Source organism: Pelagovum pacificum (assembly GCF_016134045.1).
Lineage (GTDB): Bacteria > Pseudomonadota > Alphaproteobacteria > Rhodobacterales > Rhodobacteraceae > Oceanicola > Oceanicola pacificus_A.
The window spans coordinates 2,066,231-2,091,091 of the sequence record NZ_CP065915.1 but is presented as its reverse complement, the minus strand read 5'-3'; the positions used below and the strand labels follow the sequence as shown (position 1 = coordinate 2,091,091).

Here is a 24,861-nt window from a genome sequence, read left to right as displayed (position 1 = left end):
CGCCGATCACCGGGGGCGCTGCCCCCGGACCCCCGGAGGTATTTCCGGCCAGATGAGGTGAGCGGCTCTTGTGACTCGCCCTCACGGAGATAGATTGACGGCCAGGAGGCGCACCATGGCCGGACGCATCACCCCAAGCTACGACACGACACTGGAAACCGCGCTCGACTGGTATCGCGCCGGCAAGGGGGCCGTGATCGCCACCGTGGTCGAGACCTGGGGCTCTTCGCCCCGGCCCGTCGGCTCGGTCCTCGCCGTTTCGGGCGAGGGCGAGATGGAGGGCTCGGTGTCCGGCGGCTGCGTCGAGGGTGCAGTCGTGGCCGAGGCGCTCGAGGTCGTCGGCACGGGGGAAAGCCGGCTTCTGACCTACGGCGTCAGCGACGACGATGCGTTCGCCGTCGGGCTCGCCTGCGGCGGCACGATCCGCATCTCGGTCCAGCCGGTCGGCAAAGGCATCCCCGAGGAGATCGTCGCCCGGATCGTCGAGGCCCGGGCCGCGCGCGAGCCAATCGCCTATGTCGTAGATACGACCACGTGGGAGCGGCGCACCGCCAGCCCGCCGGAGTTTGCGGAGCGGTTCCGACTCGACCGGTCGGGCTACGAGGAAGACGGCAGCGCCTTCATCTGCATCTACAACCCGCCCTTGCGGATGGTCGTCGTCGGCGCCGTCCACATCGCGCAGCACCTTCTGCCGATGGCCCATGCATGTGGCTACGACCCGCTGGTGATCGACCCGCGGCCCGCCTTCGCCTCCGAGGCGCGGTTCCCGGGAGAGGACCTGTCGGACGAGTGGCCGGACGAGGTGCTGGCCGAACGCGGCCTCGACGCGCGCACCTGTGTCGTGACGCTGACCCACGATCCGAAGATCGACGATCCCGCGATCATCGCCGCGCTGCGGTCGGATGTGTTCTACCTCGGCTGTCTCGGCTCGAAGCGCACGCACGGCAAACGGGTGGAGCGGCTGAAGGGCGAAGGTTTCACCGACGAGGATATCGCGCGGATCCACGCGCCGGTGGGGCTGAACCTCGGCGGGCGCTCGCCGGCGGAGATCGCGGTCGCCACGATGGCCCAGATCACGCAAGTGCTGAGGCAGGGCTGATGCGCTTCGGTCCCGTGCCGCCGGAAGAAGCGGCGGGCGCGGTGCTGGCGCATTCTCTGACGCTCGGCAAGCTGCGGCTGAAGAAGGGGCATCTGCTCGAACGCTCCGATATCGAGGCGATCTGCGCCGCCGGTCTGGACGAGATCACGGTTGCCCGGCTCGACGACGGTGATGTCGGAGAGGACGCCGCCGCCGCGACACTCGCGGAGGCCCTGTCTGCCGGCGGCCTCCGCCTGTCGCGGGCGGCGACGGGGCGGGTAAACCTGTTCGCGGAAGGGCCGGGACTGGCGCGGATCGACGCGGCGAAGGTCGCGGCGGCCAATGCGGTCGATCCGATGATCACCGTGGCGACGGTGCCCGAGTGGCAGCGCTGTGCGCGCGGCACGATGGTGGCGACCGTGAAGATCATCTCCTACGCGGTGCCCGGCGCGGCGCTCGAGGCGGCCTGCGCCGCGGCGGCGGACGCGATCGGCTTCGTGGCTCCGGCGCTGGGGCGGGCGCGGCTGATCGAGACGGAAGTGCCCGGGCGGCGCCAGTCCGACAAGGGCGCGGCGGCGGTGCGCGAGCGGGTGGAGCGGCTTGGTCTGAAACTCGACCTCGCCGACCGGGTGCCGCACGAGACCGGCGCGCTCGCCGAAGCGCTAACCGCGAGCGATGCGGAGTTGGTGCTGATCCTCACCGGGTCCGCCACGTCGGACGCGCGCGACGTGGGGCCCGAGGCGGTGCGCCGCGCCGGCGGGGAATTGATCCACTTCGGAATGCCGGTCGATCCGGGCAACCTGCTGTTCCTCGGCCGGATCGGCGCAACGCCGGTGATCGGGCTTCCCGGCTGCGCCCGCTCGCCCGCGCTGAACGGCGCGGACTGGGTGCTGGAGCGCACGGCCTGCGGCGTGCCCGTGGGACCCCGGGAGATCGCGGCCATGGGGGTGGGCGGATTGCTCAAGGAGATCCCGACCCGTCCCCGACCGCGCGACCACTAGCTGCGCGCCGCGATACGAAGATATTATTTCTCGACTCGGGTGCGCCCGTGGTTATGTCTTGAGGAACAAGCGAAAAACGGGAGGACTCCATGTCGAAAGTCAGCATGACGGTGAACGGCGAGTCCGTGTCCGGAGAGGTCGAAGGGCGCACGCTGCTCGTCGAATTCCTGCGGACCGGGCTGCACCTGACAGGCACCCACGTCGGGTGCGACACATCCCAGTGCGGCGCCTGCGTGGTCCATGTGAATGGCCGGCCGGCGAAGGCCTGCACGATGTTCGCGATGGAAGCGGACGGCGCCGAAGTCACCACGATCGAGGGTATTGCCGGGATGGACGGCACGCTGTCCGCGGTGCAGCAGGCGTTCCAGGATCACCACGGGCTTCAGTGCGGCTTCTGTACGCCGGGGATGATCATGTCGGCGACGTCGCTCCTCAAGGAGAACCCGAAGCCGACCGAGCAGGAGATCCGGCAGTACCTGGAGGGGAACATCTGCCGCTGCACGGGCTACCACAACATCGTCAAGGCGATCATGGCAGCCTCTGGGCAAGACGTGACGGCCGTCGCGGCCGAATAGGCCCGCGACCCGAATTTTCGACGAAAATTCGATATCGATCCTTCGAGAAGGATCGGCACATATCTCTGGGAGGAGAGAGACCATGCCGAAGGACCACGGGATAGGCGCGTCCAGCAAGCGCCGTGAAGATTTGCGTTTCATCACCGGTGCCGGAAAATACTCCGACGACATCAACCTGCACCGCCAGCTCTACGTGCACTTCCTGCGCTCCGACGTGGCGCACGGCCGCATCAGCAGCCTCGATACCGACGAGGCCGCCAAGATGCCTGGCGTCGTGCGCATCTTCACCGGCAGCGACTTCGACGGCGTGGGCTCCATCCCGTGCGGGTGGCAGATCACCAGCCGCGACGGCAACGTGATGCAGGAGCCGCCGCACCCGGTCCTCGCGCAGGGCAAGGTGCGCCACGTGGGCGACGCCATCGCCGCCGTGGTCGCCACTAGCCGAGACGCCGCCCGTGATGCCGCCGAGGCGATCGTCGCCGACATCGAGGAACTTCCCGGCGTCATCGACATGAAGGCCGCGCTCGCCGGAGATGCGCCCAAGGTCCACGACGACCTGACGAGCAACCTCTGCTATGACTGGGGCTTCGTCGAGGACAACCGCGACGCCGTCGACCAGGCCATCAAGGAGGCCGCCCACGTCACGACGCTGGAGCTGGTGAACAACCGGCTCATCGCCAACCCGATGGAGCCGCGCGTCGCAGTGGGGGACTACGACCCCTCCACCGACGAGAGCACGCTCTATACCACCTCGCAGAACCCGCACGTGATCCGGCTGCTGATGGGGGCCTTCGTCCTCGGCATCCCCGAGCACAAGCTGCGGGTTGTCGCGCCCGACGTCGGCGGCGGCTTCGGCTCGAAAATCTTCCACTACGCGGAGGAGGCCTTCTGCACCTTCGCGGCCCGGCAGCTGAAGCGGCCGGTGAAATGGACCTCGACCCGGTCCGAAGCCTTCATGACGGATGCGCACGGCCGCGATCACGTCACGAAGATCGAGCTCGCGCTCGACAAGGACAATAACTTCACCGCGCTGAGGACCGAGACGCTCGCCAACATGGGCGCCTACCTGTCGACCTTCGCGCCTTCGGTGCCGACGTGGCTGCATGGCACGCTGATGGCCGGCAATTACAAGACGCCGCTGATCTACGTGAACGTGAAGGCCGTCTTCACCAACACAGTGCCCGTCGATGCCTATCGCGGGGCCGGACGGCCCGAGGCGACCTATCAACTCGAGCGGGTCATCGACAAGGCGGCGATCGAGCTCGGCGTCGACCCGGTGGAGCTGCGCCGGCAGAACTTCGTCACCGAGTTTCCCTATGCCACGCCCGTCGCGGTCGAGTACGATACGGGCGACTACAACGCCACGCTCGACAAGCTGGCCGAGATGGCCGATTTCGCCGGCTTCGACGCCCGCCGGAAGGAGAGCGAGGCGAAGGGCATGCTGCGCGGCTTCGGCATGAACTGCTACATCGAGGCCTGCGGCATCGCGCCGTCGAACCTTGTCGGGCAGCTGGGCGCGCGCGCCGGCCTCTACGAGAGCGCGACGGTCCGGGTGAACGCGACCGGCTCTATCTCGGTCTACACCGGCAGTCACAGCCACGGGCAGGGGCACGAGACGACCTTCCCGCAGGTCCTGTCGGAGATGATCGGCATTCCCGAGGACCAGATCGACATCGTCCACGGCGACACCAGCAAGACCCCGATGGGTATGGGCACCTACGGGTCCCGCTCGCTCGCCGTCGGCGGGTCGGCGATGTACCGGGCCGCGGAGAAGGTCATCAACAAGGCCAAGAAGATCGCCGCCCACCTGCTCGAGGCGTCGGATGCCGACATCGAGCTGAAGGACGGCTCATTCACCGTGGCGGGCACGGACAAGTCCGTGGCCTGGGGCGACGTCACGCTCGCCGCCTACGTGCCGCACAACTATCCGCTCGAACAGATGGAGCCGGGACTGGAGGAGACCGCATTCTACGATCCCGCGAACTTCACCTATCCGGCGGGCGCCTATGCCTGTGAAGTGGAACTCGACCCCGACACCGGCCGGGTCACGATCGAGCGTTTCGCCGCGGCGGACGACTTTGGCAACGTGGTCAACCCGATGATCGTCGAGGGGCAGGTCCACGGCGGTCTCGCGCAGGGGATCGGGCAGGCGCTGCTCGAAAACTGTGCCTACGACGAGAACGGGCAGCTCCTGTCGGCGAGCTACATGGACTATGCCATGCCGCGCGCCTACGACTTCCCCATGTTCCAGGTCGACCATTCCTGCCAGACGCCCTGCACGCACAATCCGCTTGGCGTGAAGGGCTGTGGTGAGGCGGGGGCCATCGGCTCTCCGCCGGCGGTGGTGAACGCGGTCATCAACGCGATGCGCTCCGCCGGTCACAAGATCGACCATATCGACATGCCGGTCTCGCCTCAACGGGTGTGGGCGGCGATGAACGGGGCCGACAGCCCCATGGGCGCGGCGCAACCCTCCGCGAACAACAGCGACACGATGGGCGACCGGTCCCTCGGCGGCCCGGCATAAGGAGAGCACAGCCATGTATGCATTCGAGTTCGAGAAACCGAAAAGCGTGGCCGACGCGGTCACCGCGCTGAAGGAAGAGGACGCGCAGGCGCTGGGCGGGGGGCAGACGCTGATCCCCTCGCTGAAAGCACGGCTCGCCATGCCGTCCAAGCTCGTCAGCCTGTCGGGCATCGAGGAGATGAAGGGCGTTTCCTCCGAAGGCGGCGTCGTCACCATCGGCGGCGGCACGACGCACGAAGTGGTCGCCGAGCAGGCGGCGGAGGCCTATCCGGGCCTTGCCTCGCTCGCCTCGCGGATCGGCGATCCGGCGGTGCGCAGCCGGGGCACGATCGGCGGCAGCCTTGCCAACAACGATCCCTCCGCCTGCTACCCGGCGGCCGCGCTGGGCTCCGGCGCGACGATCGTCACCGACAGCCGGGAGATCGCGGCGGACGACTTCTTCGCCGGCCTGTTCGAGACGGTGCTGGAAGAGGGCGAGATCATCACGTCGGTGAAGTTCCCGGTGCCCGAGAAGGCGCGCTACGAGAAATTCGCGCAGCCGGCGTCACGTTTCCCGCTGGTCGCGGTGTTCGTAGCCAAGTTCTCCGATGGAGTGCGCGTTGCGGTGACCGGTGCCTCGGAGAACGGTGTGTTCCGCTGGAGCGAGGCGGAGAGCGCCTTGTCCTCCGATTTCTCGGTCGGCGCGCTCGACGGCCTGTCTGCTTCGGCGGACCAGATGATCGCCGATCTTCACGGCACACCGGCTTACCGGGCGCACCTGATCGGTGTGCTGACGAAGCGGGCCGTGGCGTCGCTGTCGTAACGATTTGAAACAATTCCCGGTCCGGTCGTGAACCGGGCCGGGGTGACCCGGCGGAATGCCGCAGGGGTCCGGAACGGGTTGGCCTAGCCCGGAGTTTCCTGAGCCAGAGACGCAATCATTGGATGCGTCGTCCCCAAACAGGAAATCAAAATGTCAAAATCGCATATTAAGTCGAGCACAGCTATCGTTCTGAGCCTCGCGCTCGCGGCCGGTCCCCTCCCGGCGCAGGAAGCCGAGATCCAGAATTGTACTCCGGACAATCCGACGTTTCCCTGTCTTGATGCCGACGGCAATGTCGTCGAGCAAGGCAATAATGGCAATGGCAACGGCGGCGGGAACGGCAACGGTAACGGAAACGCCGACGCGGCCAACGGCAACGGCAACGGCAACGGGAATGGTAACGGTGGCGGCGATGAGGCTGTGACCGAAGAGGCGCCCGCTCAGGACGCCGCGCCGGAAGCTCCCGCCGAAGAGGCCGCGCCGGTTGAAGAGGCTCCGGCCCCGGAAGCCGAAGCGCCGGTCGAGGAAGCCCCCGCCGAAGACGCCCCGGCTGAAACGGCTGAAGAGGCGCCTGCGGAGCCGGCTCCGGAAGCCGTGGAAGACGCGCCGGCCGAGCCTGCGCCCGAAGCGGTGGAAGAAGCCCCTGCGGAACCTGCGCAAGACGCACCTGCAGAAACGGCCGAGGAAGCCCCTGCGGAGCCGGCTGGTGACGCACCCGCCGACGCCGCTGAGAATGCGCCGGCGGAAGCCGCGCAGGATGCGCCTGCGGACACCGCCGAGGACGCACCTGAAGCGCCCACCGAAGATGCGCCGGCTGAGGCTGCGCAGGATGCACCGGCCGAAACCGCCGAGGAGGCTCCGGCCGAGTCTGCGGAAGACGCCCCGGTCGATCCTGCTCCGGAAGCTGTCGACGATGCCGCGCCGGCTGAGGACGATGCCGCGCCTGCAGAGGACGAGGCTCCGGCCGAGACCACGGCTGAAGACGCGCCGGCTGATGAGGCTCCCGCTGAAGAGGGTGCTGCCGAAGACGCACCTGCAGACGAAGCTCCGGCTGAAGAAGCGACTGAGAACGCGGATGACGACGGCCCGAGCGCCGAGGACATCGCCAACGATCTCGCCGGTAACGCAGAGGCTGAAGCTGACGCTGCCCCGGAGGCGGAAGCCGAGGCCACTGCCGACGATGCCCCCGCCGAGGAAGCCGACGCGCAGCCCCAGCAGCCGCAGCAACAGGAAGCGCTTGCCGCCGTGGCCGGTGAGGACGATTCCGGTGGCGAGACGACGACCGAGGAAGTCACCGAAGAGAACGTCCGTGCCTCGGATGAGGATTTCGAGACGTCCGCCGAAGGCAATGAAGAGGCGTCGAACGACGATGACGACGAAGAAGGCCTGTCCGACCTCGAGAAAGCCGTCCTTCTGGGACTCGGCGCTATCGCTGTCGGCTCGATCCTCGACAACGGTGACGAAGTCGTCTCCAACACCGGCGACCGCATCGTTGTCGACCGCAACGGCGAACTGCTCGTCCTGAAGAACGACGACACGCTGCTGCGTCAGCCGGGCACCGAAGTCACGACCCGGCAATATGACGACGGCTCCACCCGCACGACCGTGCTCCGCCAGGACGGCAGCCAGGTGGTAACGGTGCGCGCCGCCGACGGGTCGGTGATACACCGCGAACGCATCCTCGCCGATGGCACGCGGATCATCCTGCTCGACGACACGCAGGCCTTCCAGCCGGTCAACGTCTCCGAACTGCCGCAACCCGCAGAACGGAACGACGTCGCCCTCAACGATGAGGAGGCCCTGCGCCAGGCGCTGATGACGTCGATGTCGGTCGATCCGGGCCGGACCTTCTCGCTGGCACAGGTGCGCCAGATCCGTGAAGTGCGGGAGATCGTGCCGGAAATCGAGCTGGACGCGATCACGTTCGAGACGGCCTCTGCCGCGATCCAGCCGGCTGAAGCCGAGGAACTCGCCGCGCTCGGCCGCGCGATCACGCTGGTGATCGACGAGAACCCGGGTGCCGTGTTCCTGGTCGAGGGTCACACCGACGCGGTCGGCGAAGCGAGCTACAACCTCGCCCTGTCCGACCGTCGTGCGGAGACGGTGGCGCTCGCGCTGACTGAGTATTTCGAGGTCCCGCCGGAGAACCTGATCACGCAGGGCTACGGTGAGAGCGTGCTGAAGGTCGAAACGCAGGACGCCGAGCGTGAGAACCGTCGTGCCACGGTGCGCAACATCACGCCGCTGCTGACCCGCGGCTGACCGCGACACGCGGACCGAAGCAATCGCAGCCCCGCCAACCGGCGGGGCTGTTTGCGTTTCGGGGGCAAGTGGGGCCGGCAAGCAACCGGCGAACATAGAAAAGCCCCCGCGAACCCGCGAGGGCTGTCCTGTCCGTCAACGGATGACGGTTACTTCGTCGACGGTCCGATCATCATGACCATCTGCCGACCTTCCATCTTCGGCATGTTCTCGACCTTGCCGATTTCCTTGACGTCGTCCGCCACCCGCTCGAGCAGGTTACGGCCGAGATCCTGGTGGGCCATCTCGCGGCCCCGGAAGCGTAGGGTGACCTTCACCTTGTCGCCGTTCTCGAGAAACTTGAAGACGTTCTTCATCTTCACTTCGTAGTCGTGCACGTCGGTGTTGGGGCGGAACTTCACCTCCTTCACCTCGATCGTCTTCTGCTTCTTGCGGGCTTCGGACTCGCGCTTCTGCTGTTCGTACTTGAACTTGCCGAAATCCATGATCTTGCAGACCGGCGGATCGGCGTTCGGGGAAATCTCGACGAGGTCGAGCCCGGCCTCCTCGGCCATCTGCATGGCGCGGGCGGGAGAGATGACGCCGACGTTCTCGCCCTCTGCTCCGATGAGGCGAATTTCGGGGGCACGGATGCGATCGTTGACGCGGGGACCCGTGTCACGGGTCGGCGGCGCGTTGTGCGGTCTGCGGGCTATGGGATCTTCCTTTTTGGCAGTTCTTGGGACTCGGTGCGCCAAGGTAAGCCCGCGCCGCGCTTCGTTCAACCCCGCATGGCGTGTCCGGCGGCAGGTGCTTCCCTAAGGGGATGGCGTCTGGCATAGGTATGATTGTGCTCGATTTTGCGGGCTGACTTCAGCGGAGGGGATTAAACTCATGAGAGGCGTCATCATCATCGTGGTGGTCGCGGTGCTGGCCTATTTCGGCTACGAATACATCGCGAACGAACGCACACCGGCCCAGGTGATCAGCGGCGAGTCCCAGGCAGAAGACGCCGCCGAAGAGGTGGTGGACGAGCTGGAGGAGACCGCCGAGGCCACTGAAGAGGCGGTCGAGGACGAGGTCTCCGAAGAGATTGCAGAGGAAGAGGCCGCCGAGGAGACGACCGAGGACGCCCCGGAAGAGGACGTCGCCGAGACGTCCACCGAAGAGGAGACCGCCGGAGACGAGGCTGCCGACGCCGATGCCGCGGATGAAGCGTCCGCAGACGATGGCGCCGAGGCGGCCACCGAGGGCGACGCCGCTGCCGCGACCGACGCTGACGCTACGGATGACGTCGCCGAAGAAGTGGATGCCGCGATCGACGAGACCGAGGAGCTTCTGGACTCGGAAGAGGCGGCCTCTGTCGGCGACGCCATCACCGACACGGCCGAGGCTGCGGGTGATGCGGTCGACGATGCCATAGATTCGGTCACCGGTGCGATCACCGAGGAGGCGGACGAGGCCGGCGCCGTTGCGGGCGACATGGCCAACGATGCGACCGAAGAGGCCGCGGAGGCCGCCGACGCGGCCGCCGCCGCCGCTGCCGAGGCCGGCGCGGAGGCTGGTGATGCTGCGGGCGACGCAATGGCCGAGGCCGAAGAGGCGCTCGACGACGCTGCCGAAGCGGCCGAAGATGCCGCCGTCGTCGCCGAGGACGTGGCCGGTGACCTCGCCGACAGCGCCGGCGATGCGGCGGCCGAGATCGTGGACGGCGCCGATGATGCCGTCTCGGACCTGTCCGATGCGACCGAAGCGGCCGGCGACGACCTTGCCGACGGGGCCGATGACGCGGCTGCGGCCGTGGAAGAGGCCGAGGCAGCCGAAGATGATGCGGAGATCGCCGAGGAAGCCGTCGCCGGGACGGACGACCCGAGCGAGGAAGCCATCGCGCTCGCCGAGTCGGCCGACATGGACGTCGAAGAGCTTCAGCAGCTGTTCACTGTCGACGGCTTCGACTCCGATCGCATCGTGGAAGTGATCGGCGACTCCGATCTCTCGACGGTTCAGAAGGGCGCGCTGACAGCGGCAGTGCAGGCGGTCTCGGACAGCCCCGAGCAGGTCAGCGCGCTGGTTCAGCGGCTGCGGGAAGCGCTCGGCCTCTGAAGGTTGGATCGGTTGGGATCGGGCCGCCCCGGGGGACCGGGGCGGCCCTTTTGTTTGTCGTCAGGGGGCAGGGTGCGCATTGAACGCGCACCCTACGGGCGGCATGGGAGGAGGTGGCCGATGCGGGGGGTGCGCATCGAGCGCGCACCCTACGCGATCCATCTCCATCGCGCCGCATAGCCCTCTCCCCTTGGGGGAGAGGGTTGGGTGAGGGGCCAGGCGAGGCATCAAACCCGCATCCAACCCGCCAACCATCAGAGCCGACCAAAGGCCCTCTCTGCCCCGGAGGAGAGGGTTGGGTGAGTGGCAGCCCCCCCAAACAGCAAGACGCCGCCACGGTTTCCCGCGGCGGCGCCTCTCCAATCAAAATCGGTCTCAGCCGACGAAAGCCTTCTCCACGACGAACTCGGCGGGTTCGGAATTCGCGCCTTCCCGAAGCCCGGCCTGCTCCAGCAGCGTCTTGATATCCTTGTTGAACTCTAGGCTTCCGCAGACCATGGCGCGGTCCGTCTCGGGGTTCAGCGCGGGGATGCCGAGGTCGGCGAACAGCTCACCGGTCTCGATCAGCTTTGTGATGCGGCCCATCTTGGGGCTCTCTTCCCGGGTCGTCGTCGGGTAGTAACGGATCTTCTCCAGCCCGTCGCCGAGCAGCTCCTGCATCATCTCGTCGGCTTTCAGGCCCTCGATCAACTCACGGCCATAGGTCAGCTCTTCGACGTCGCGGCAGGTGTGGGTGATGATGACCTCGTCGAACCGCTCGTAGGTCTCGGGCTCGCGCAGCAGCGAGGCAAAGGGTGCGAAACCGGTGCCGGTCGCGAAGAAATAGAGCCGCTTGCCCGGCAGCAGTGCGTCATGAACGAGCGTGCCGACAGGCTTTGGCCGCACGATCAGCTGGTCGCCCGGCTGGATATGCTGCAGCTTCGATGTCAGCGGGCCGTCCTGCACCTTGATGGAGTAGAACTCCAGCTCGTCGTCCCAGGACGGTGACGCGATGGAATAGGCGCGCAGCAGCGGCTTGCCGTTGTCGCCAAGCAGCCCGATCATCAGGAACTCGCCCGAGCGGAAGCGCAGCGACGCCGGCCGTGTCACGCGGAAGCGGAACAGCCGGTCGGTATAATGCTGCACCTCGGTGACGGTCTGGGCGTCCGGAAGAGCGGGTGCGGGGCGGGCGATGGTCTCGTTCACGGTCGGGTCGGTCATGCTTTGTCTCTACAAGGGGGGCGTAGGCCCGGCCCTCTCCCTAGTCGTTGATCCAGGTCAGGTGAAGTGCGTCAGCGCTCAGGCGGGTGTGCCGCGAAGCCGCGACTGGTAGTCATGTGCCCGCCAGTCGGCGCGGCGCTTCCACTGGTCCTCGGGCTGGCGGGTGGCGAGTTCGTCGCTGATCTCGACCTCGTCGAAGCCCGCGCGCCGGGCCATGGCGTACTGGTCGGCGATCACGTGTCCATGGGCGCGCAGCCGTCCGGTGTAACCCGCACGGCGCAACGCGGCGGCCAGCGTGAAGCCGCGCCCGTCCGAGAAGGAGGGGAAGTCGATCCGCACGAGGCCGGCGGCCTGCGCGCGTTTGCCGAGCTCGCCGGCATCGGCGGAGGACGGCACGTCGAGCGCGGCCCCCGGTCCGGCCTCGGCGCCGTCGTCGTCGAAGGCCACGAAGGGGCCGGTCCAGTCGTCGGGGGTGAACCCGGTATCGGTCACGATCACGCTCATCTCTGTGCTCCAGCGATGGTCTGTCTTGTCATTGGTTCAGCAGGCGACGGGCAGGGGACCGCGCACGATCTTGCCGTCCACGAAGTGGATGCCGCATTCTTCCTTTTCCTCGCCGCGCCAGCGCCCGGCCCGGGGGTCTTCACCCTCGGCCACCTTGGAGGTGCAGGGCCAGCAGCCGATCGAGGGGTAGCCCTGGGCCACCAGCGGATGCCGGGGCAGGCGGTTCTCGGCTATGTAGTCCTGCACGTCCTGGTTGGTCCAGTAGGCGAGGGGATTCACCTTGATCCGGCCGGTGCCGGCCTCCGCCTCGAAGAAGTCGAGGCTTGCCCGTTTGCCGCCCTGGTATCGCTTGCGCCCGGTGATCCAGCCGTCGAACGGCGCGAGTGCCCGTTGCAGCGGTTCGGTCTTGCGCAGCGCGCAGCAGGCGTCGGTGTCCCGCTGATGCAGCGTGCCGTCGGGATCACGGTTCAGCTGGTCGTCCAGCCGGGCGCGCACGACCTTGAGGTTGCCGAGCTTCAGCTTCACCGCAAGCTCGGACTGGTAGGTCAGCGTTTCGGGAAACAGCATCTCGGTGTCGATGAAGAGCACCGGCGTCTGCTTGTCGATCACCGAGACGAGGTGCAGCAACGCCACCGATTCCGCCCCGAAGGAGGAGACGAGGGCGATGTCGCCCACGTCCTCGTCCTCGAGCGCCTTCTCCAGCACCGCAGTCGCGCCGTGATGGCGGTAGCGCTCGTTGAGCGCGGCGACGCGCTCTTCCAGCTCTGGTGCTATATCACGCGGCATCGGCCTGTTCCTTCGACTCGGGGTACAGCGCAGCCTTGAACGGTGCGGGCCCAAGTCGTCGGTAGGCCATCAGGAAGGTTTCGTCTTCGCCTTCGCGCACGTCGAGATAGGCTTTGATGATACGCTCGATCGCGGGCACGACCTCTTCCGCCGGGAACCCGGGGCCGGCACGTTCGCCGATCGAGGCCGTCTCGGTGCCGTCGCCGCCGAGGGTGATCTGGTAGTTCTCCACCCCCGCGCGGTCGAGGCCGAGGATCCCGATATGGCCCACATGGTGGTGGCCGCAGGCGTTGATGCAGCCCGAGATCTTGATCTTCATGTGCCCGACCTCGTGCTCGATCTTGAGCTCGTCGATGCGGGTCGCGATCTCCTGCGCGATCGGGATCGAGCGCGCGGTCGCGAGCGCGCAGTAATCCATGCCGGGGCAGGCGATGATGTCGGAGATCAGTCCGATGTTCGCCGTGGCGAGACCGGCCTCCTTCAGCGCGGCGTGGACCGCCGGGATGTCCGACTTGTGGACATGCGGCAGGATCACGTTCTGCTCGTGGCTGATGCGCAGCTCGGAATGACCGTAGCGCTCGGCGAGGTCGGCCATCACGCGCATCTGGTCGGCGGAGGCGTCACCCGGTGTCGCACCGTGCGCCTTCAGCGAGATCGAGACGATCCCGTAGCCCGGCACCTTGTGGTCGACCACGTTGGTGTCGGCGAAGGCGCGGAACATCGCGTCGTTGGTGTAGGCGGATTCGAAGGCGGCGAGCGAGGCCTCTTGCAGGTCGGGCGCGGCGAAGGCCTGTTCCAGCCCGGCAAGAAGCTCCTGATCGACGCCGGAGAACTGGGGCCGGATCTCCTCGAACCGCTCCTCGACGAGGCGGCGGATCTCGTCGATCCCGTGCTCGTGCACGGTGATCTTGATCCGCGCCTTGTACTTGTTGTCCCGGCGGCCGAGCAGGTTCCAGACGCTGACGATCGCCTCGACATAGGGCAGCAGGTCGGCCTTCGGCAGGAATTCCCGCACGACCTTGCCGATCATCGGCGTGCGGCCAAGGCCGCCGCCCACGATGACTTCGAAGCCCTCATCGCCGGCATCGTTGCGGACCATGCGCAGGCCGATGTCATGCGCCTTGGTCACGGCGCGGTCGTTCGGCGAGCCGGTGATCGCGATCTTGAATTTGCGCGGCAGGAACTGGAACTCCGGGTGGTCGGTCGACCATTGCCGCAACAGCTCCGCCACCGGGCGGGGATCGGCGATCTCGTCCGCGGCGGCGCCGGCGAAGTGGTCGGCGGTCACGTTGCGGATGGTGTTCCCGGAGGTCTGGATCGCGTGCATCTCGACATCGGCGAGCGCGTCGAGGATGTCGGGCACGTCCTTCAGCTTCGGCCAGTTGTACTGGATGTTCTGGCGCGTGGTGAAGTGGCCGTACCCCTTGTCCCACTTCTCGGCGATCATCGCGAGCTGGCGCATCTGGTGCGGGTTCAGCGTGCCGTAGGGAATGGCGACGCGCAGCATGTAGGCGTGGAGCTGCAGGTAGAGCCCGTTCATCAGGCGCAGCGGCTTGAACTCGTCCTCGGTGAGCGAGCCGTCGATGCGGCGCTCGACCTGGGCGCGGAACTGGCTGACGCGTTCGCGCACGAACTGTTCGTCGAATTCGGAATAGCTGTACATGTCGCCTCCTCAGACCGCGGTCTGCTTGCCGTGGTCGTAGTTGGACGGACCGCGCGTGCGGAACGCCTCGCGGAAATGGGTCGGAACGGGGCCGTTATCGCCGGCGACCGCGTCAGCGAGGTAGGCGCCGACGACCTGGTCGGGCTGGGCGGTGGCGTGGGCCAGACGCTCCTGCGCGAGCTCCTCGTCCTCGATGAGCTGGGCCTCGGCCATGTCGGGGGACCAGCGGTCATCGGCGGTGAGCCAGACGGCGTCGCCCTCGATCAGGGAATTGGCCGTGACGACCTTGGGGGTGAACTTGCGGGGCATCAGGCTTGCTCCATCCGGTCGAAATCGCGGGCGATGAGTTCGGCCCGGCGCGGGGCGAGGCCGAAGAGGATCAGGGCGGGGCCGGCGAGCGCGGCGTCCGACAGGGTCGGCTCCAGCTCGCCAAGGGTGCAGGCGAGCACGCGCTGATCGGCGCGGCTGGCGTTCTCCACGACGCTTACGGGCGTGGCGGGATCGGCGCCGTGCATCAGCAGCCGGCCCTGCACGAAACGGGCGGTCTTCTTGCCCATGTAGATCGCGGCGACTTCGCCGGGACGGGCGAGCGCCTTCCAGTCATGCTCGGCGAAGCCCTTCATGTCGTGTCCGGTCAGCAGCCGCACGGACGAGTTCCGGTCGCGTTTGGTCAGGCTCTGACCCACGGCGGCAACGGCGGCGGACGCCGCCGTGATGCCCGGCACGACGCGCCAGCTGATCGCGGCGGCGTCACAGGCGTCGATCTCCTCGTCGAGCCGGCCGAAGACGGTCGGATCGCCGGATTTCAGCCGGACCACCTGGTGGCCCTGCTGCGCCTCCGCGACGATCATGGCGTTGATGTCGTCTTGGCTGACGGAGGGGCCGAAGCCTTCCTTGCCGGCCTCGACCAGCACCGCCTCGCGACGGGCGAGCTCGAGGATCTCGGGCGCGATCAGCCGGTCGTGGATGATGACGTCCGCCTCGTCGAGCGCCTTGCGCGCCTTCAGCGTCAGAAGCTCCGGATCGCCCGGACCGGCACCGACGAAGTCGACGTGGCCGACGCGCGCATCCGCGGCAAGATGCCGGTCGAGCAGCGCCTTCAGGGCCGGTGTCACCTCGTCCTCGCCCTGCTCGATGGCACGGGGGCCCTCGGCGAAGTAATAGTCGCGCCAGAAGTCGCGGCGCTTGCGGCCCATCGGCAACGCGTCGGCCGCCTTGCGGAAGGCCTTGCCGATCCGCGCCAGCGTGCCGAGCTGAACCGGAAGCCGCGCTTCGAGGTCCGCCTTGATGGCGCGGGCCAGCACGGGGGCGGCGCCCTCGGTGCCGATGGCGACCGTGACCGGGTCGCGGTCGACGATGGCGGGCGTGATGAACTGGCTGTCGCGGAGATTGTCCACGACGTTGACCAGCACACCTTCGGCGTCGGCGATGGCGGCGACCCGGGCATCCTCGGTCGGATCGTCGTTGGCGGCGTAGAACAGCGCGGCGCCTTTCGCGTCGCCCCGGTTCATCGGCCTGCGGACCAGCGTCAGTTTGCCGCCCTGCGCCCAGTCCTCCAGTTCGGTCACGGGCGCGTCTGCATAGACGACGACCTCGGCCTCGGACTTCAGGATCAGGCGCAGCTTGGCCAGCGCGCACTCGCCGCCGCCCGACAGGACAACGCGGCGGCCGCGAAGATTGAGGAAGATCGGAAAGTGCTGCATCGAGGGAAGCTCCGGTTTCTTGTCCAAGATATAGAACAACGTCCCGGTTTGTGCCTACCCGACAGCTGGAATAAGGACACATGTTCCAGTATGTCGGCACAGAAGAACATGTGTGCAGCGCAGCGAGGTTCAGGCGAATGAATGTTCGGATCGACGAGACGGATCGGAAAATCCTTTCCGAATTGCAGGAGGACGCGAGCCGTTCCCTCGACGAGATCGCCAAGGCGGTTGGGTCCTCAAAGACCCCGGTCTGGAACCGGATCCGCAAGATGCGCGAGGCGGGTATCATCGGTCGCCAGACGGTGGAACTGGATGCCGAAGCGCTCGGCTTCGAGGCGACGTTCTTCGTGCTGATCCGCACCAGTGCCCACGAGGCGGAGTGGCAGAACAGGTTCCTCGCCGCGCTGAAAGCGAGGCCGGAAGTGCAGGAAGCGCACCGCCTCGCCGGCGACATCGACTACATCCTGAAGGTGCGGGTCAGAAACGCGCGCGCCTACGACGCCTTCTACCAGGCGCTGATCTCCGAAGTGCGGGTGCACAACGTTACCGCGCTCTTGTCGATGGAGGAGATCAAATCGACCAGCGCGCTGCCGCTCTGACATCGACGCGCTCCGGGCGACGGCAGCAGACCCCGGCTTCGGCGTCATCTGGCCGGAAATACCTCTCGGGGGTGAACGGGCCGCAGGCCCGGAGGGGGCAGACAGCCCCCTGACCATACCGGCCCGCAAGGGCCGGGAAACACTGCGCGCGCGTCAGCGCGCCCCGCCGGATCAGGTTACCGAAGGATCACGTCCCGTCGGATCAGACGTTGAGCGGGCAGAGGTCGCGACCGTGGATCAGGCTCGTCAGGATATGGCCGGCCCCGCCGTCGCGGATGCCGTAGCCGTATCCGGCAAGCCGGTGCCGCCATTCGCGATCGGACAGGCAGCGGGAGCGTTCGGCGATGACGAACTGGCGGACGTCATCGATTTCAGTACCTGAAGTTCTGGTCGTGTGCATGTCGGCCTCCTCGGGTCCATGTGACGATCCGAGCTTCGGAGGCTGTTTTGTTCGCAGTCGTGCAACAATACGGCAGAGCGGTGATTTTGTTCCGCCAAATGCGTGACGCAGGGTCAAGCTGACCGGTTGGCGACCTGTCGCGCCTCTTCGCACGGAAACTCGACCCAGAAGCTTGCGCCCTCGTTCTCGGCGGAGCGGAAGCCGACGGCCCCGCCCATGCCCGTCGCCAGCCCCTTGCAGATCGACAGGCCCAGCCCGGTGCCGCCATGCAGGCGGCTGGTCGAGGCATCGACCTGGCTGAAACGCCGGAAGATCCGATCGTGATAGCGTTCGGGAATGCCGGGGCCGCTGTCGGTCACGATGATCCGCGCCGCCCTGTTGGCGATTTCGACCCGGATCTCGACGGCGCCGTCGGTGGGAGAGAACTTGGCCGCGTTCGACAGGAAATTGTCGAGCACCTGCTGGAATCGGCCCTCATCGACCTGAACTGTGACGTCCGGCCACGCCCCTGGCACGTCGAGCCGGACCCGGTGGCGCAGCAGGTATCCCTCGTTCGCCTGGATCGCCACGTCGAGCAGGTCGCCGAGGTGATGGTCGGCAAAGTCGAACACCATCTTGCCCGAAGCGATCTTCTCCACGTCGAGCAAGTCGTTGATGAGCGCCGTCAGCCGATCGCAGTTCCTCAGCGAGATGCCGAGCGTCTCCTGCGCCTTCTGGGGGATCGCTCCGAGCGCGCCGGCGCGGACCAGCCCGAGTGCGCCCGCGATCGAGGTCAGGGGCGTGCGCAGCTCGTGGCTGACGGTGGAGATGAATTCGGACTTCATCTGGTTGATGCGTCTCGATTCGGTGATGTCGCGGACGATCCCGACGAGCACGGTCTGTCCGTGCTGCTGGATCGAGGAAATCGCGAACTCGACCGGGAAGATGTCGCCGGTGCGCCGCTTGAGCTCCAGCTCCTGCCGGTGACCGGGCGAGCGGGGCGAGCTGTTGCGCAGCAGTTCTGCGACGAAGGTGTCGTAGTAGGCGGCGATGTTCTCGGGGATCAACATGCGCACGTTGCGGCCGACGATCTCGCTCTCGCGGTAGCCGAACATCGCCTCGGACGCGCGGTTGAACGACAGGATGCGGCCCGACACTTCGAACGTCAGGATCGCGTCGACCACGTTGTCGAGCACCGCGCCGTTATATTGCGCGGATTCGGTGAGCGACCGGGTCGCCGCGCGCTCTGCGGTGACGTCGATGCTGACGCCGGTCAGGAATTCCCGCCGCCCGCGTTCGTCGAACTCCATGTGCGCGATGTTGCTGATGACGCGCTGGCCGAGCGTCGGATGGATGATCCGGAACTCGTTGACGAAGGGTCGGTCGCTGTAGCGGATCGCTTTTTCGAAGATCCCGACGGAGCGTTCGACGTCATCGGGGTGAACCAGCGATTTCCAGTCGTCGATCGTGCCGTCGAACCGCTCCCGCGTCAGGCCATAGAGGGTCAGGGCCTGGTCGCTGAAGTACAGGGAGCTTGACCGCAGGTCGAGCTCCCAGATCCCGATTCCGGCGACTTCGACCGCTCTTTGTAAACGGCTGCCTCGCATCTGATCTGGTCGTTTCCGTGTCTTGGTGCGCCACCGCGCCGAGAGGACAGGCGGAGGACTGAGGGGTGCGGAAAGACGTAATGGCCGAATGTGGCCGCCATCGGGCCAAAACCCGGCGATCCGCGGCGGGCGACGCAAGGGCAGGGCGGTTGCCTCCCTCTCGGGGCGGCGGCATGGTGCAGCCCGACGCAGACCGGAGGGGGCGCATGAAATACATTCTTGCAATCGACCAGGGCACGACCTCGAGCCGGGCCATCCTGTTCGACGAGGACATGCGGCCGACGGCCTCCGCGCAGGAAGAGTTCACGCAGCATTTTCCGAAGTCCGGCTGGGTCGAACATGACCCCGAAGAGATCTGGGAATCGGTGCTGACAACCTGCCGCGCGGCGATCGAACGGTCCGACGGCGAGGTGACTGACATCGCCGCCATCGGCATCACCAACCAGCGCGAGACCGTGGTGGTCTGGGACGCTGCTTCGGGCGAGCCGCTCGACCGGGCGATCGTCTGGCAGGACCGGCGCACGTCTGACTTCTGCGCCGAGCTGCGCCAAGACGGATTCGAAGAGGAGCTGACCCGCCGCACCGGCTTGCTGGCCGATCCCTACTTCTCCGGGACCAAGCTGAAATGGCTGCTCGACAAGCACGAAGGCGCGCGGGAGCGGGCGGAACAGGGCGAGCTGCTGTTCGGGACGATCGACAGCTACCTGATCTGGAAGCTCACCGGCGGCAAGCGGCACGTGACCGACGCCACGAACGCCGCCCGCACGCTGCTCTTCAACATCCGCGAGAACGCGTGGGACGAGGTGATCTGCGAGCGGTTCGGCATCCCGATGGCGATGCTGCCCGAGGTGCTCGACTGCGCCGACGACTTCGGCACGACGGAGGCAGACCTCCTCGGCGCCGTGCTGCCGATCCTCGGTGTCGCGGGCGACCAGCAGGCCGCGACCGTCGGGCAGGCCTGCTTCGAGCCGGGAATGCTGAAATCGACCTACGGGACGGGCTGTTTCGCACTGCTGAACACCGGGCCTGATCTCGTGGAGAGCCGCAACCGCCTGCTCGGCACCATCGCCTACCGGCTGGACGGCGAGGTGACCTATGCGCTCGAAGGGGCGATCTTCATCGCCGGCGCGGTGGTGCAATGGTTGCGCGACGGGCTCGGCGTAATCGAGAGCGCGTCCGAGACGGCCGACCTCGCCGCGAAGGCGGACGAGGGACACGAGCTCTACCTCGTGCCTGCCTTCACGGGGCTCGGTGCGCCCTACTGGGATGCCGAGGCCCGGGGTGCGGTCTTCGGGCTGACCCGCAATTCCGGCCCAGCGGAGTTCGCCCGCGCCGCGCTCGAGAGCGTCGGTTTCCAGACCCGCGATCTCCTGGAGGCGATGCACGCCGACTGGACCGGCGGCGAGGAAAAGGTCCTGCGGGTCGACGGCGGCATGAGCGCGTCCGACTGGGCGATGCAGTTCCTGGCCGACATCATCGGTGCCTCCGTCGACCGGCCCGAAGTGCTGGAGACGACGGCGCTCGGCGCGGCGTGGCTCGCCGGCTGGCGGGCAGGTATCTATCCCGACCAGGAGACGTTCGCCGAGCTTTGGTCGGCCGAAAGCCGCTTCGAGCCGACGATGGACGAGGCTGAACGCAAGCGCCGCTATGCCGGCTGGACCGACGCGGTGCACCGGACGCTCACGCGCTGACATCGCCGCGCGTGCCGCGCGTCGATCCGCGGGGGAGGCGCTGCCTCCCCCGACCCCCACCGGAATATTTCAGGCTCAAAGAAGGGCGGGTGTGTCGCGCCGGATCAGCCGACCTCGACCGGCAGGGTCTCGAGCCCGTGGAAATGATAGACGTCGGCATAGGTCGCGGGGCCGGCGGCGCGCAGGGTCGGGCAAAGTTCGAACAGCGCGCGCAGGGCCACCAGCATCTCCAGCCGGGCAAGCGGCGCGCCCACGCAGAAGTGGATGCCGCCACCGAAGGCCGCCGTTTGCGGACCCGTCCGGCCGGGCCGGAACGCGGTGGGGTCGTCGTAGGCGTCAGGATCGCGATTGGCGGCGGCGAGCAGGCAGTTCACCTGGTCGCCGCGCTTGAAGCTGTGGCCGAACAGCTCGACATCTTCGTAGACCCACCGCTGGAAATTGTGCAGCGGCGGGTCGAGCCGCAGACATTCCTCGACCACGCCCGCGTCGATCTCTCGCTGGCCGGTCTCAAGCAGCAGCTTCACCGCGTTGCCGAGTGAATGGACCGTCGCTTCGTGGCCGGCGTTCAGCAGCAGGATCACGGTGGTGACCAGCTCGTCCGTCGAAAGCCGCGCGCCGTCTTCCTCGGCCGCGATCAGCTCCGACAGCAGGTCAGAGCCGGGCGTTCCGCGACGGGCTTCGATCACCTCTTCGACATAGCCGCGGAAGGCGAGACTGGCGGCGACCGCCTCGTCCTCCATCTCGCGCGAGCGACGGGCCTGATACATGCCGACCATCGCGTTCGACCAGCGCACCATGTCGTCCGCCCGTGCCTCGGGCACGCCGAGCAGGCGGGCGATCACCAGCACGGGGATCTGCCGGCAGAAGGCGTCGAGCAGGTCGAACGGTCCGGCGGGGAAGCGCGCGGTCAGGTCGCGGCAGATCTCCGACACCCAGCCTTCGGTGCCCGCGATCCGGCGCGAGGTGAAGGCGCGTAGCACCAACCCCCGCAGCCGCGTGTGGCGCGGCGGTTCCAGCTCCAGCATCGAATGCGCCTCGATGTCGTAGAACGGGCGCAGACGCGCGGGAATGTCGGGCGCCATCTCCGCCGGCACCTCGCGTCCCAACCGGCGGTCCTTCAGCAGGGCGCTGACGGCGCGGTGCGACACCGCGCAGAGACCGTATTCCTCCCACTCGAACAGGTCGCCGGCGGCGCGGGCGCGGTCGTAGAAGGGGTAGGGATCCTGCACGAAGGCGGGCTCGGTCGGGGACTGGGAAAAGCGCTGCATGGCGCGGAGCCTTGCCCGGTGGCTCTGGCCAAGGCAAGCGGTGCTTTCTATCCTGCCAGACGATGACGACCCGAACCGCCCGCCTGCTGGCCATCGCCGGATGGATCAGCCTTGCCGCCGCCGTCGCGGCGATCGTCTTCTGGGCGGGCTACAGGGCTGCGCTGGAACCCTTGGCGCGGCGCGGTGACAGCGACCTCGCGCTCGCGTCCGACCGGCTGAGCGGGCAGCTTCAGCGGTTCCGCGAACTGGCGGTGCATGCCGCCGTGCACCCGGATGTGCGCCCGGTGGTCGAGGGCGGCCCGACCGAGCTGGCGCGGGCGACGCTTCTCGGAATGCGCGACCGCAGCGGATCGCTCGACATCCTCGTCGTTGACGCCGACGGCGAGGAGCTGCTCTCCGCCCTGGGCAGTCCGCGCGGCGACCATGCGGGGGCGCCCTACTTCCGGCGGGCGCTCGACGGTGCGCTTGGCGTGCATCATCTGCGCTCCGACCGGTGGGGGCGTCGGACGTTCCTGTTCGCGGCGCCGATCTTTTCGGCCGACGGGCCTGTCGAGGGGGCCGTCGTCGTCGCAGTGGACGCCGAGGCGATCGAGCAGGCATGGCGCGGGGATCGCCCGACGGTGTTCTTCTCCGATCGCAACGGCGTCGTGTTCCTCTCCAACCGCTCGGAACTCGTCGGGCAGGTCCGGTCGGGCGCGCCCGAGGACACCGAGCCGTTCCTCGGCTTCCGGGCCCGGCAGATCGGAAACGAGGAGGTCTGGCAGCTCAACGGCGGGCGCTACCTGCCGTCCCGCGCGCTGCATATCACGCTGGACCTGCCGGTGATCGGCATGACTGGCGAAGCCCTGGTCGACACGGCCCCGGCCCGTCAGGTCGCGCTACTGCAGGCCGCGGTCGCCGCCGCCGTGACGCTGATCTTCGGGGCGCTGCTGGTGCTGGCGACCGAGCGGCGCCGCACGCTGGCGGAGGCGAACCAGCAGCTTGAGGCGCGGGTGCAGGACCGCACCGCCGCGCTGACCCGGCTGAACGCCGACCTGCGTCGCGAAGTGGCGGAACGCACCGCGGCCGAGGGCCGGCTGAAGAAGGCGCAGGCCGACCTTGTTCAGGCCGGCAAGCTCTCCGCGCTCGGCGAGATGTCGGCGGGCATCAGCCACGAGCTGAACCAGCCGCTGATGGCGATCCGCTCCTTCACCGAGAACGCCGAGGCCTTTCTCGAGCGTGGCCGCACCGACGCGGTCGCGGCCAATCTCGGCCGGATCGGGGAGCTGTCGCACCGGATGGGCCGGATCATCCGCAACCTCCGCGCCTTTGCCCGGCAGGAGAGCCACCCGCCCGTCGACGTCGATCTCGTCGCCGTGGTGAACGCGGTCCTGGAAATGGCCGGCCCGCGCCTGCGCGAGACGGGGACGGTGGTCGACTGGACACCGCCCGACGCGCCGGTGATCGTCCGCGGCGGCGAAGTGCGGCTGCAGCAGGTGGTACTGAACCTCGTCTCCAACGCGCTCGACGCGATGGCCGGCGGGGCCAGGAGCCGGCTGGAATTCACCCTGTCCCGGTTGCCCGATCGCACGCTCCTGTCGCTGCGTGACCACGGGCCGGGTATCCGCGAGCCGGAGCGCATGTTCGACCCGTTCTATTCCACCAAGGAGGTCGGCCAGTCGGAGGGCATGGGCCTTGGCCTGTCGATCTCCTACGGCCTCGTCCAGAGCTTCGGCGGCGCGATCGGCGGACGCAACCATCCCGACGGCGGGGCCGTGCTGGAAATCGAGCTCGACAATGCTACCGGCCGGAAGGACGCGGCATGAGCCGGCGGGTGCTGCTTGTCGATGACGACCGCGAAGTGCGAGAGGCGCTCGGCCAGACGCTGGAGCTCGCCGATCTCGATCCGATCCTTGCCGGCTCCTTCATCGAGGCGAAGGACCACATGTCGGCGCGGTTCGACGGGGTCATCGTCACCGACATCCGGATGCCGGGGCGCGACGGGTTTCACCTGCTCGACCATGCGCGGACGCTCGACGCGGACCTGCCGGTGATCCTGCTGACCGGGGAGGGCGATATCCCGACAGCGGTGGAGGCGATGGGGCGCGGGGCCTACGATTTCCTCGAGAAACCCTGCGCGCCAAAAGACCTTCTGGCGGCGGTCGGCAAGGCGCTGAAGGACCGCGCGGAGGTGCTCGAGGCGCGGCGCTACCGGTTGCAGCTGGAAAGCGGCGACGCGGCGGCGCGGATGATCTTCGGAACGTCCAAACTGTCGGAGGACATGCGCCAGCGGCTCCGCGTCGTGGCGCGAGCGTCGGCCGAAGTGCTGGTGGTGGGCGAAGTCGGCTCCGGCACCTTCAAGCTGGCCGAAGTGATCCACCTGCTCTCCTCCGCCGCGAAGTACCCGTTCGTGAAACGCGCGGCGGCTGGCCTGACGGTCGAGGCGCTGGACGAGGCGCTCGACGCGGCGAGTCCGGGCTCGCTCTACCTCGACGACGTGGCGGCACTGCCGCCGGCCACGCAGTTCGCGCTGCTCGACCGGCTGGAGGCCGGAGGCGCGACGCGGGTGCTGGCCGGCACGACGCGCGACCTGGAGGAGGAAGTCGCGGAGGGGCGGTTCAGCGCCGATCTGTTCTACCGGCTCGACCTGATGCGTGTGCGCATCCCCTCGCTCAGGGAGCGGCCCGAGGACATCCCCGAGATGTTCCACCGCTACGTCGCGCAGGCCTGCGAACAGGCCAACCTGCCGATGCCCGACATCACGCCAGAGGTGCTGTCGCGGTTGATGGCGCAGGACTGGCCGGGCAATACGCGCGCCCTGATGAACGCGGCGATGCGCTTTGCCATGGGGCTGTCGGACGGGCAGGAGGAGACGGGGCTCGGCCTTGCCGAACAGCTCGCCCGCGTCGAGAAATCGCTGTTGGCCGACGCGCTGCGCCGTTCGGGCGGGCAGGCGACCGAGGCCGCGCGGGCGCTGCGGCTGCCGCGAAAGACCTTCTACGACAAGCTCGCCCGCCACGGCATCCGGGCCGAGGATTACCGGGGAGAGTAGGGGCCGGACCGCCGGTCCGGCGGGGGAGGCGCTGCCTCCCCCTCATCGGACGGCTGCGCCGCCCGATCCCCCTCCGGAATATTTCGAGCCCAAAGAAGGTGGG

Annotated in this window: 21 protein-coding genes; 11 read left to right on the top strand and 10 right to left on the bottom strand. The window is 67.8% G+C overall.

From position 1 onward, the window contains the following. Positions 1–115: 115 nt before the first annotated feature. The 6 genes from I8N54_RS10270 to I8N54_RS10245 all read left to right on the top strand — a co-directional run bounded on the left by I8N54_RS10270 (position 116) and on the right by I8N54_RS10245 (position 8,245). The gene (locus tag I8N54_RS10270) at positions 116–1,099 is read left to right on the top strand and encodes an XdhC family protein (protein WP_140192657.1); all 984 of its coding nucleotides are present in this window, start codon (positions 116–118) and stop codon (positions 1,097–1,099) included. Then, positions 1,099–2,079, top strand: coding sequence for a molybdopterin-binding protein (locus tag I8N54_RS10265; protein ID WP_140192658.1), 981 nt, complete (start codon positions 1,099–1,101; stop codon positions 2,077–2,079). Before I8N54_RS10270 ends, I8N54_RS10265 begins: the two co-directional genes overlap by 1 nt. A gap of 89 nt (positions 2,080–2,168) precedes the next feature. Next, positions 2,169–2,654, top strand: coding sequence for a (2Fe-2S)-binding protein (locus I8N54_RS10260; RefSeq protein WP_140192659.1), 486 nt, complete (start codon positions 2,169–2,171; stop codon positions 2,652–2,654). An 82-nt stretch (positions 2,655–2,736) separates the two neighbouring features. Next, a complete protein-coding gene (locus I8N54_RS10255; RefSeq protein WP_140192660.1) occupies positions 2,737–5,181 on the top strand; it encodes a xanthine dehydrogenase family protein molybdopterin-binding subunit in 2,445 nt (814 codons plus the stop codon). 13 nt (positions 5,182–5,194) lie between these two features. Then, positions 5,195–5,983, top strand: a complete 789-nt coding sequence (locus tag I8N54_RS10250; protein ID WP_140192661.1) for an FAD binding domain-containing protein — start codon at positions 5,195–5,197, stop codon at positions 5,981–5,983. A gap of 150 nt (positions 5,984–6,133) precedes the next feature. Beyond that, the gene (locus I8N54_RS10245) at positions 6,134–8,245 is read left to right on the top strand and encodes an OmpA family protein (protein ID WP_140192662.1); all 2,112 of its coding nucleotides are present in this window, start codon (positions 6,134–6,136) and stop codon (positions 8,243–8,245) included. Positions 8,246–8,394: 149 nt separating this feature from the next. Here I8N54_RS10245 and infC read toward each other — a convergent pair whose 3' ends face one another. Then, the gene (gene infC, locus I8N54_RS10240; protein WP_232790387.1) at positions 8,395–8,982 is read right to left on the bottom strand and encodes a translation initiation factor IF-3; all 588 of its coding nucleotides are present in this window, start codon (positions 8,980–8,982) and stop codon (positions 8,395–8,397) included. A 136-nt stretch (positions 8,983–9,118) separates the two neighbouring features. Here infC and I8N54_RS10235 point away from each other — a divergent pair, with 136 nt between their 5' ends. Further along, positions 9,119–10,327, top strand: a complete 1,209-nt coding sequence (locus I8N54_RS10235; RefSeq protein WP_140192663.1) for a hypothetical protein — start codon at positions 9,119–9,121, stop codon at positions 10,325–10,327. 375 nt (positions 10,328–10,702) lie between these two features. Here I8N54_RS10235 and I8N54_RS10230 read toward each other — a convergent pair whose 3' ends face one another. The 6 genes from I8N54_RS10230 to cysG all read right to left on the bottom strand — a co-directional run bounded on the left by I8N54_RS10230 (position 10,703) and on the right by cysG (position 16,183). After that, the gene (locus I8N54_RS10230; RefSeq protein WP_140192664.1) at positions 10,703–11,527 is read right to left on the bottom strand and encodes a ferredoxin--NADP reductase; all 825 of its coding nucleotides are present in this window, start codon (positions 11,525–11,527) and stop codon (positions 10,703–10,705) included. A gap of 78 nt (positions 11,528–11,605) precedes the next feature. Continuing rightward, positions 11,606–12,031, bottom strand: coding sequence for a DUF934 domain-containing protein (locus tag I8N54_RS10225; protein ID WP_140192665.1), 426 nt, complete (start codon positions 12,029–12,031; stop codon positions 11,606–11,608). Between the two features lie 36 nt (positions 12,032–12,067). Then, positions 12,068–12,817: a phosphoadenylyl-sulfate reductase gene (locus tag I8N54_RS10220; protein WP_140192666.1), complete on the bottom strand. Its 750-nt coding sequence runs from the start codon at positions 12,815–12,817 to the stop codon at positions 12,068–12,070. Next, positions 12,807–14,480 (bottom strand): nitrite/sulfite reductase, encoded by a 1,674-nt coding sequence (locus tag I8N54_RS10215; protein WP_140192667.1) that lies wholly within the window; start codon positions 14,478–14,480, stop codon positions 12,807–12,809. The genes I8N54_RS10220 and I8N54_RS10215 overlap by 11 nt, the downstream gene beginning before the upstream one ends. Before the next feature lie 9 nt (positions 14,481–14,489). After that, complete coding sequence (locus I8N54_RS10210) at positions 14,490–14,789, bottom strand: DUF2849 domain-containing protein (protein ID WP_140192668.1); 300 nt, start codon at positions 14,787–14,789, stop codon at positions 14,490–14,492. Then, complete coding sequence (gene cysG / locus I8N54_RS10205) at positions 14,789–16,183, bottom strand: siroheme synthase CysG (RefSeq protein ID WP_140195485.1); 1,395 nt, start codon at positions 16,181–16,183, stop codon at positions 14,789–14,791. The genes I8N54_RS10210 and cysG overlap by 1 nt, the downstream gene beginning before the upstream one ends. Before the next feature lie 137 nt (positions 16,184–16,320). Here cysG and I8N54_RS10200 point away from each other — a divergent pair, with 137 nt between their 5' ends. Further along, complete coding sequence (locus I8N54_RS10200; RefSeq protein ID WP_140192669.1) at positions 16,321–16,782, top strand: Lrp/AsnC family transcriptional regulator; 462 nt, start codon at positions 16,321–16,323, stop codon at positions 16,780–16,782. A gap of 202 nt (positions 16,783–16,984) precedes the next feature. Here I8N54_RS10200 and I8N54_RS10195 read toward each other — a convergent pair whose 3' ends face one another. Continuing rightward, complete coding sequence (locus tag I8N54_RS10195) at positions 16,985–17,182, bottom strand: hypothetical protein (RefSeq protein WP_140192670.1); 198 nt, start codon at positions 17,180–17,182, stop codon at positions 16,985–16,987. 113 nt (positions 17,183–17,295) lie between these two features. After that, positions 17,296–18,768 carry a sensor histidine kinase gene (locus I8N54_RS10190; RefSeq protein WP_140192671.1) on the bottom strand — a complete coding sequence of 491 codons (1,473 nt, stop codon included), beginning with the start codon at positions 18,766–18,768 and terminating at the stop codon, positions 17,296–17,298. A 206-nt stretch (positions 18,769–18,974) separates the two neighbouring features. On the opposite strand from I8N54_RS10190, the gene glpK reads away from it, so the two are divergent. Continuing rightward, on the top strand, positions 18,975–20,459 hold the full coding sequence (glpK, locus tag I8N54_RS10185) for a glycerol kinase GlpK (protein ID WP_140192672.1): 1,485 nt from the start codon (positions 18,975–18,977) through the stop codon (positions 20,457–20,459). Positions 20,460–20,563: 104 nt separating this feature from the next. Here the strand turns inward: glpK and I8N54_RS10180 are convergent, their stop codons facing one another. Then, complete coding sequence (locus I8N54_RS10180; RefSeq protein ID WP_140192673.1) at positions 20,564–21,727, bottom strand: cytochrome P450; 1,164 nt, start codon at positions 21,725–21,727, stop codon at positions 20,564–20,566. 62 nt (positions 21,728–21,789) lie between these two features. Here I8N54_RS10180 and I8N54_RS10175 point away from each other — a divergent pair, with 62 nt between their 5' ends. After that, complete coding sequence (locus I8N54_RS10175; RefSeq protein WP_140192674.1) at positions 21,790–23,532, top strand: ATP-binding protein; 1,743 nt, start codon at positions 21,790–21,792, stop codon at positions 23,530–23,532. After that, on the top strand, positions 23,529–24,758 hold the full coding sequence (locus I8N54_RS10170) for a sigma-54-dependent transcriptional regulator (RefSeq protein ID WP_140192675.1): 1,230 nt from the start codon (positions 23,529–23,531) through the stop codon (positions 24,756–24,758). Before I8N54_RS10175 ends, I8N54_RS10170 begins: the two co-directional genes overlap by 4 nt. Positions 24,759–24,861 lie beyond the last annotated feature (103 nt).

Excerpts from the sequence above, each read along its gene's own strand:
- I8N54_RS10265 (WP_140192658.1), top strand. The coding sequence starts at position 1,099 with ATGCGCTTCGGTCCCGTGCCGCCGGAAGAAGCGGCGGGCGCGGTGCTG.
- cysG (WP_140195485.1), bottom strand. The coding sequence starts at position 16,183 with ATGCAGCACTTTCCGATCTTCCTCAATCTTCGCGGCCGCCGCGTTGTC.
- I8N54_RS10250 (WP_140192661.1), top strand. The coding sequence starts at position 5,195 with ATGTATGCATTCGAGTTCGAGAAACCGAAAAGCGTGGCCGACGCGGTC.
- glpK (WP_140192672.1), top strand. The coding sequence starts at position 18,975 with ATGAAATACATTCTTGCAATCGACCAGGGCACGACCTCGAGCCGGGCC.
- I8N54_RS10210 (WP_140192668.1), bottom strand. The coding sequence starts at position 14,789 with ATGCCCCGCAAGTTCACCCCCAAGGTCGTCACGGCCAATTCCCTGATC.
- I8N54_RS10225 (WP_140192665.1), bottom strand. The coding sequence starts at position 12,031 with ATGAGCGTGATCGTGACCGATACCGGGTTCACCCCCGACGACTGGACC.
- I8N54_RS10180 (WP_140192673.1), bottom strand. The coding sequence starts at position 21,727 with ATGCAGCGCTTTTCCCAGTCCCCGACCGAGCCCGCCTTCGTGCAGGAT.
- I8N54_RS10245 (WP_140192662.1), top strand. The coding sequence starts at position 6,134 with ATGTCAAAATCGCATATTAAGTCGAGCACAGCTATCGTTCTGAGCCTC.
- I8N54_RS10215 (WP_140192667.1), bottom strand. The coding sequence starts at position 14,480 with ATGTACAGCTATTCCGAATTCGACGAACAGTTCGTGCGCGAACGCGTC.
- I8N54_RS10260 (WP_140192659.1), top strand. The coding sequence starts at position 2,169 with ATGTCGAAAGTCAGCATGACGGTGAACGGCGAGTCCGTGTCCGGAGAG.
- I8N54_RS10255 (WP_140192660.1), top strand. The coding sequence starts at position 2,737 with ATGCCGAAGGACCACGGGATAGGCGCGTCCAGCAAGCGCCGTGAAGAT.
- I8N54_RS10175 (WP_140192674.1), top strand. The coding sequence starts at position 21,790 with ATGACGACCCGAACCGCCCGCCTGCTGGCCATCGCCGGATGGATCAGC.
- I8N54_RS10220 (WP_140192666.1), bottom strand. The coding sequence starts at position 12,817 with ATGCCGCGTGATATAGCACCAGAGCTGGAAGAGCGCGTCGCCGCGCTC.
- I8N54_RS10230 (WP_140192664.1), bottom strand. The coding sequence starts at position 11,527 with ATGACCGACCCGACCGTGAACGAGACCATCGCCCGCCCCGCACCCGCT.
- I8N54_RS10190 (WP_140192671.1), bottom strand. The coding sequence starts at position 18,768 with ATGCGAGGCAGCCGTTTACAAAGAGCGGTCGAAGTCGCCGGAATCGGG.
- I8N54_RS10200 (WP_140192669.1), top strand. The coding sequence starts at position 16,321 with ATGAATGTTCGGATCGACGAGACGGATCGGAAAATCCTTTCCGAATTG.
- I8N54_RS10170 (WP_140192675.1), top strand. The coding sequence starts at position 23,529 with ATGAGCCGGCGGGTGCTGCTTGTCGATGACGACCGCGAAGTGCGAGAG.
- I8N54_RS10195 (WP_140192670.1), bottom strand. The coding sequence starts at position 17,182 with ATGCACACGACCAGAACTTCAGGTACTGAAATCGATGACGTCCGCCAG.
- I8N54_RS10235 (WP_140192663.1), top strand. The coding sequence starts at position 9,119 with ATGAGAGGCGTCATCATCATCGTGGTGGTCGCGGTGCTGGCCTATTTC.
- I8N54_RS10270 (WP_140192657.1), top strand. The coding sequence starts at position 116 with ATGGCCGGACGCATCACCCCAAGCTACGACACGACACTGGAAACCGCG.